This is a genomic window from Photobacterium sp. DNB22_13_2 (assembly GCF_052873915.1).
The window spans coordinates 1-258 of sequence record NZ_JBNNXU010000184.1 but is presented as its reverse complement, the minus strand read 5'-3'; the positions used below and the strand labels follow the sequence as shown (position 1 = coordinate 258).

Sequence of the window (258 nt, the reverse complement as noted above, 5' to 3'; positions counted from 1 at the left end):
ACGTAAAGGCCAGCCGCCCTGCCTGCGTGGTGCCGATGCCCACCAGCCGCGCCCCGAGCCGGTTCACGGCCGTCGCACGCAGCGCCTTGCCTGACACCGTGCGACCAAAGTAGAAGTACAGCGCCACAATCATCAGCACCGACACCGCGACCACCCACAGGCTCTGGCCCGATACCGAGAGCGCCCCCAGATCAAAGCGCGCATCCGAGAAGGCATCGGTACGCGAGCCTTCCGCGCCGAACATCACAAGGCCCAGCC

The 258-nt window shown here is 67.1% G+C and carries 1 protein-coding gene; it reads right to left on the bottom strand.

All coding sequences use genetic code 11. From position 1 onward, the window contains the following. Nucleotides 1–258 (bottom strand): hypothetical protein (locus ACVA58_RS28290; RefSeq protein WP_446513555.1); only part of this gene is annotated, 258 nt, incomplete at both ends.